The 4,519-nt window shown below is 40.3% G+C and carries 4 protein-coding genes; all 4 read right to left on the reverse strand.

Annotated elements, in window-relative coordinates:
• A partial coding sequence (locus QNK26_RS02490) for a glycine betaine/L-proline ABC transporter ATP-binding protein (RefSeq protein WP_319220685.1) occupies window positions 1-1,151 on the reverse strand: 1,151 nt, incomplete at its 3' end.
• A gap of 1 nt (window position 1,152) precedes the next feature.
• Window positions 1,153-2,043, reverse strand: coding sequence for a proline/glycine betaine ABC transporter permease (locus QNK26_RS02495; protein ID WP_319220686.1), 891 nt, complete (start codon window positions 2,041-2,043; stop codon window positions 1,153-1,155).
• Between the two features lie 55 nt (window positions 2,044-2,098).
• Entirely contained in the window at window positions 2,099-3,097 is a 999-nt protein-coding gene (locus QNK26_RS02500) for an ABC transporter substrate-binding protein (protein WP_319220687.1), read from the reverse strand.
• A 379-nt stretch (window positions 3,098-3,476) separates the two neighbouring features.
• Window positions 3,477-4,475 (reverse strand): ABC transporter substrate-binding protein, encoded by a 999-nt coding sequence (locus QNK26_RS02505; RefSeq protein WP_319220688.1) that lies wholly within the window; start codon window positions 4,473-4,475, stop codon window positions 3,477-3,479.
• Window positions 4,476-4,519: the final 44 nt, after the last annotated feature.

Here is a 4,519-nt window from a genome sequence, read left to right on the forward strand (position 1 = left end):
CCTTCGACTTCTCCCTCTTCATTCACTACCGCAAGCGGATGATCACTCTCTAAGGTTTCTGGAATAACCGCTTCTAATAACGCATCATTTTTTACCGCTGGTACATCTTCGATTAATTCTGCTGGAATAGACTTGTTGTAGTCGCTCTCTTCAACATTCTCTAACGTTTCTTGCGTGATCACACCTTGATAACCTTGTTCATTAATCACGTAACCATAATCATGTTTTGATTTACGCATTTGTGCAACAGCTTCACCAATATTTTCAGCTGATATACGACAAATTTGTGGCTGCATAACAGTTTCAACGGTAAGTGCTCTGGCTCTATTAACGTCTTTAACAAAGGCTTCCACGTAATCATCTGCTGGGTTTAATAAAATATCAACTGGCTCACCTTGCTGCACTAAAACACCATCACGTAAGATGGCGATTCTGTCACCAAGGCGTAATGCTTCGTCAAGATCATGAGTAATAAACACAATGGTTTTATGCAATTTATCTTGCAATTCGATCAATTGATCTTGCATCTCACTTCGAATCAAAGGATCAAGTGCAGAGAATGCTTCATCCATTAACAAGATATCTGCATCGGTACACAGTGCACGCGCTAAACCAACACGTTGCTGCTGACCTCCGGATAGCTGTCCAGGGTATTGATTTGCATAACCATCAAGACCCACGGTTTCCAACCACTCTGTTCCGCGTTTTTCCCGTTCATTTTTATTGATTCCCTGCACTTGCAGTCCATAAACAATATTCTGTAACACGGTACGGTGCGGCATTAAACCAAAACGCTGAAATACCATTGACATTTTATTGCGGCGAAACTCTTGCAATTCTTTATCATTGAGTTTCATCACATCGCTACCAGCCACTTCAATTTCACCTGCAGTAGGTTCAATTAAACGATTAAAATGACGAATCAGTGTTGATTTCCCTGAGCCAGAGAGGCCCATAATCACGAAGATTTCACCCGGGTAGATATCTAAGTTAATATCTGACAAACCAACTGTATGGCCGGTTTCAGCTAAAATAGTATCTTTTGATTTACCCGCTTTGACTTGCTCAAGTACCTTTTTATCATTCGGACCAAAGACTTTGTATAAATTCTTGATACGCATTAAAGGAACTTTATTTTCATTATTACTCATTTTAATTGCCTCCAAAATTTTGCAGGGTGCGTTTAGCATAACTTTGGGAGATGCGATCAAATATAATAGCCAGTGCAACAATTGCCAGACCATTCAACAAACCAAGTGTAAAGTATTGATTCGTGATTGATTGTAAAACGGGTTGTCCTAATCCTTTAACGCCAATCATTGAGGCTATAACCACCATTGCCAATGCCATCATGATGGTTTGGTTAATACCGGCCATTATATTGGGCATCGCCAAAGGCAGCTGCACACCAAATAACTTTTGTGTAGAGCTAGCACCATAGGCGGTGGCTGCTTCTAATACCTCTTTGTCAACAAGACGAATTCCTAAATTGGTTAAGCGAATCAATGGTGGAATAGCATAAATAACCACAGCAATCACACCGGGTATTTTACCAATACCTAGCAACATAACGACAGGTATTAGGTACACAAAGGCTGGCGTGGTTTGCATAATATCGAGAACTGGGGTAACAATAGATTGGGCTCGGTTAGAGCGTGCCATGGAAATCCCAATTGGGATACCAAGTGCAATGGCCATCATAGTGGAAACTAAAATAATACTCATGGTACGCATGGTATTTTCCCACATACCGAAAAAACCAATTAAGAAAAAAGCGACGATCACACCTAGGGTAAGCTTCCAAGAACGGCTTGCCAGATAGGCAAAACCTGCGAGTACCGCAATAACAAGCCACCAAGGACTATTCAGTAATAATTTTTCAAACCAGATAAGGAAGCTGAGTAAGGGGTCAAAAAAGCCCTCTATGCTATCACCGTATTCACGCGAGAAACTGCGATAAGCGCCGTCCAGTGTTTTTCTAATATCTAATAATTGATGACGATCAAGCTGCGGTATTTCCGACAACCATGATTTGTCTGACATTTTATTTATTTCCTAATGTTAAAAAGCCCAGAGATTCTGGGCTTTAAATGATTAATTATAATTCTGACAATGCTTTCTTTATTTTCTTAGCTGTCGCTTGATCAACCCATTCCGACCAAGTATCTTCATAGTTTGTTAAAAAATGTTCGACCGTATATTCACCATCGGCTTGTTGATCTTCCATCCAAGCCAATAAAACATTCATTTGTTCATTACCAAACGAACGAGCAGCAAGATAACTCATTGCTTCAGGGGATCTTTTAGCAAAACTTTCAGTTACAACCGAATCAACCGCTGATGGCGGATACATGGTCGCTTTTGGTGTTAAACAATCAATTTGGGTAACACACTCTTTGAAGTGTTGTTCATCAATACCTGAACCAAAATCAACCTTGACCATTTTGTATTTGCCTAATACTGAGGTGGGTGCCCAGTAATAACCAAACCACGCTTCTTCACGCTCATACGCTTTGGCGATTGAACCAGCAAGACCTGCGCCAGAGCCTGGATCTAACAACTCAAAACCTGAAGCTTCGAGATCCATCGCATTAAATAACTGACTAGTCGAAATTTGACAATTCCAACCAGCTGGACAGCCCATAAATGCAGATTTAGTTGGATCTTCAGGATGCTTGAATAATTTAGCATTAGCCTTAACGCCGGCAATAGTTGCTAGTGTAGGGTCTTTCTCTACCATATAGGCAGGTACCCAGAAGCCTTCTTCTCCACCATCAGAGAGTGTTTTACCTGCGTAACGAATACGCCCCTCTTCTACCCCTTTATCTAAGGCTTCTTTCATCGAGTTACTCCAAAACTCAGGAGCGATATCGGGCTGTCCCTTCTCAATCATAGAAGCACCGGTAGGCATAGTATCACCGGGAACAAGTTCAGCATCACAGTCAAAACCATGCTCTAGAATAAAACGATCGATATTGGCAATCAGGGTAGCAGAATTCCAATTCATATCTGCAATGGTGACTTTTCCACATTCACTCGCTGATGCATTTAGCGAAGCCGAAAGCAGTAATAGTGAAGTGACAATTTTTTTGCGCATTTTAATATCCTTATTAAAGTGGGTTCATTCTGTTTAATTCTATGTTAATTACACACTCAAGAATTAAGCAGAGAGAAATAAATGATAACATATTTGTATTTTAAAGTTTCTTAATTGATTTTTGGGGTTTTGTACCTCGTATGTAATTGCTGAATTAAAATTGATTAGCGCCAAGTTTAGTTACTTATTGTAGTTTAACTATGCAAAATCAACCTGTTTATCATTTTCCAGCTCACCTACGCAGCACCGTCAGTCAAAAAAACAAAGCTGCTAGCATTCAATAACGCTTCAAGTTTAGGTAGGTTAGGTAGTTTAAGTAGTTTAGAGATCATCTATTGTAAAATAGAAAATGCCCAGTCGAATCCTGGGCAGATGAGTTTTATAAATCAGCCAACGCTTGTTTGATTTTGATTTGGACATCAGGAGTAACCCACTCTGACCAGATACTTTCATAGTTGTTTAAGAAATACTCGGAAGCATATTCTCCATCCGCTTGTTGATCTTCCATCCATGATAATAATATATTCATCTGTGCATTGGTGAACGAGCGAGCAGTGATATACTCTAAGCCCTTAACTGATTTTGTGGCGAAGTCTTCGGTTACGATACTGTGAACGTCTGCAGTAGGGTATTTAACCACTTTAGGATCGAAACAATCCGGATTAGCAATACACTCAAAAAAGTATTCATCATCAGCTTCAGCTTCTAAATCCACCTGAACCATTTTGTATTTACCTAGCACGGGTGTTGGTGCCCAATAGTAGCCAAACCAAGCTTGATTACGCTCATAAGCTTTAGCAATTGAAGCCGCAAGACCTGCGCCTGAGCCTGGATCAATCAATTCAAAACCCGATTTATCTAACTCCATTGCTGTAAATAGATGTTCTGCCGATAATTGACAATTCCAGCCAGACGGACAGCCCATTATCGCCGATTTATCTGGGTCTTCGGGGTGTTTAAATAAGCTAGCATTGGCTTTAATTCCAGAAATAGTCGCTAACGAAGGATCTTTTTTAACCATATATTCCGGTACCCAAAAGCCTTGTTGTCCACCATCAGATAATGCGACGCCCGCAAAGCGGATACGCCCATCTGCAACACCTTTATCAAGTGATTCTTGAAAACTATTACTCCAAAATTCAGGGGCTATATCTGGCTGCCCTTTTTCAATCATTGAGGTGCCTGTTGGCATAGTATCGCCAGATACGAGATCGACTTCACAATCAAAGCCATTCTCAAGAATAAAGGCATCTACATGAGCGATTAAGCTAGCAGAATTCCAGTTCATATCTGCAATAGTCACCACACCACATTCATTTGCATTAACACTAAACGAAGATGCAGTGAGTAATACGGTCGTTGCGAGAGTTTTGTACATATAAATATCCTTATCTATTTATCTTTTGTCGGATGATGATTATC

The organism is Moritella sp. (assembly GCF_033791185.1).
In the GTDB taxonomy this organism is placed as follows: Bacteria; Pseudomonadota; Gammaproteobacteria; order Enterobacterales; family Moritellaceae; genus Moritella.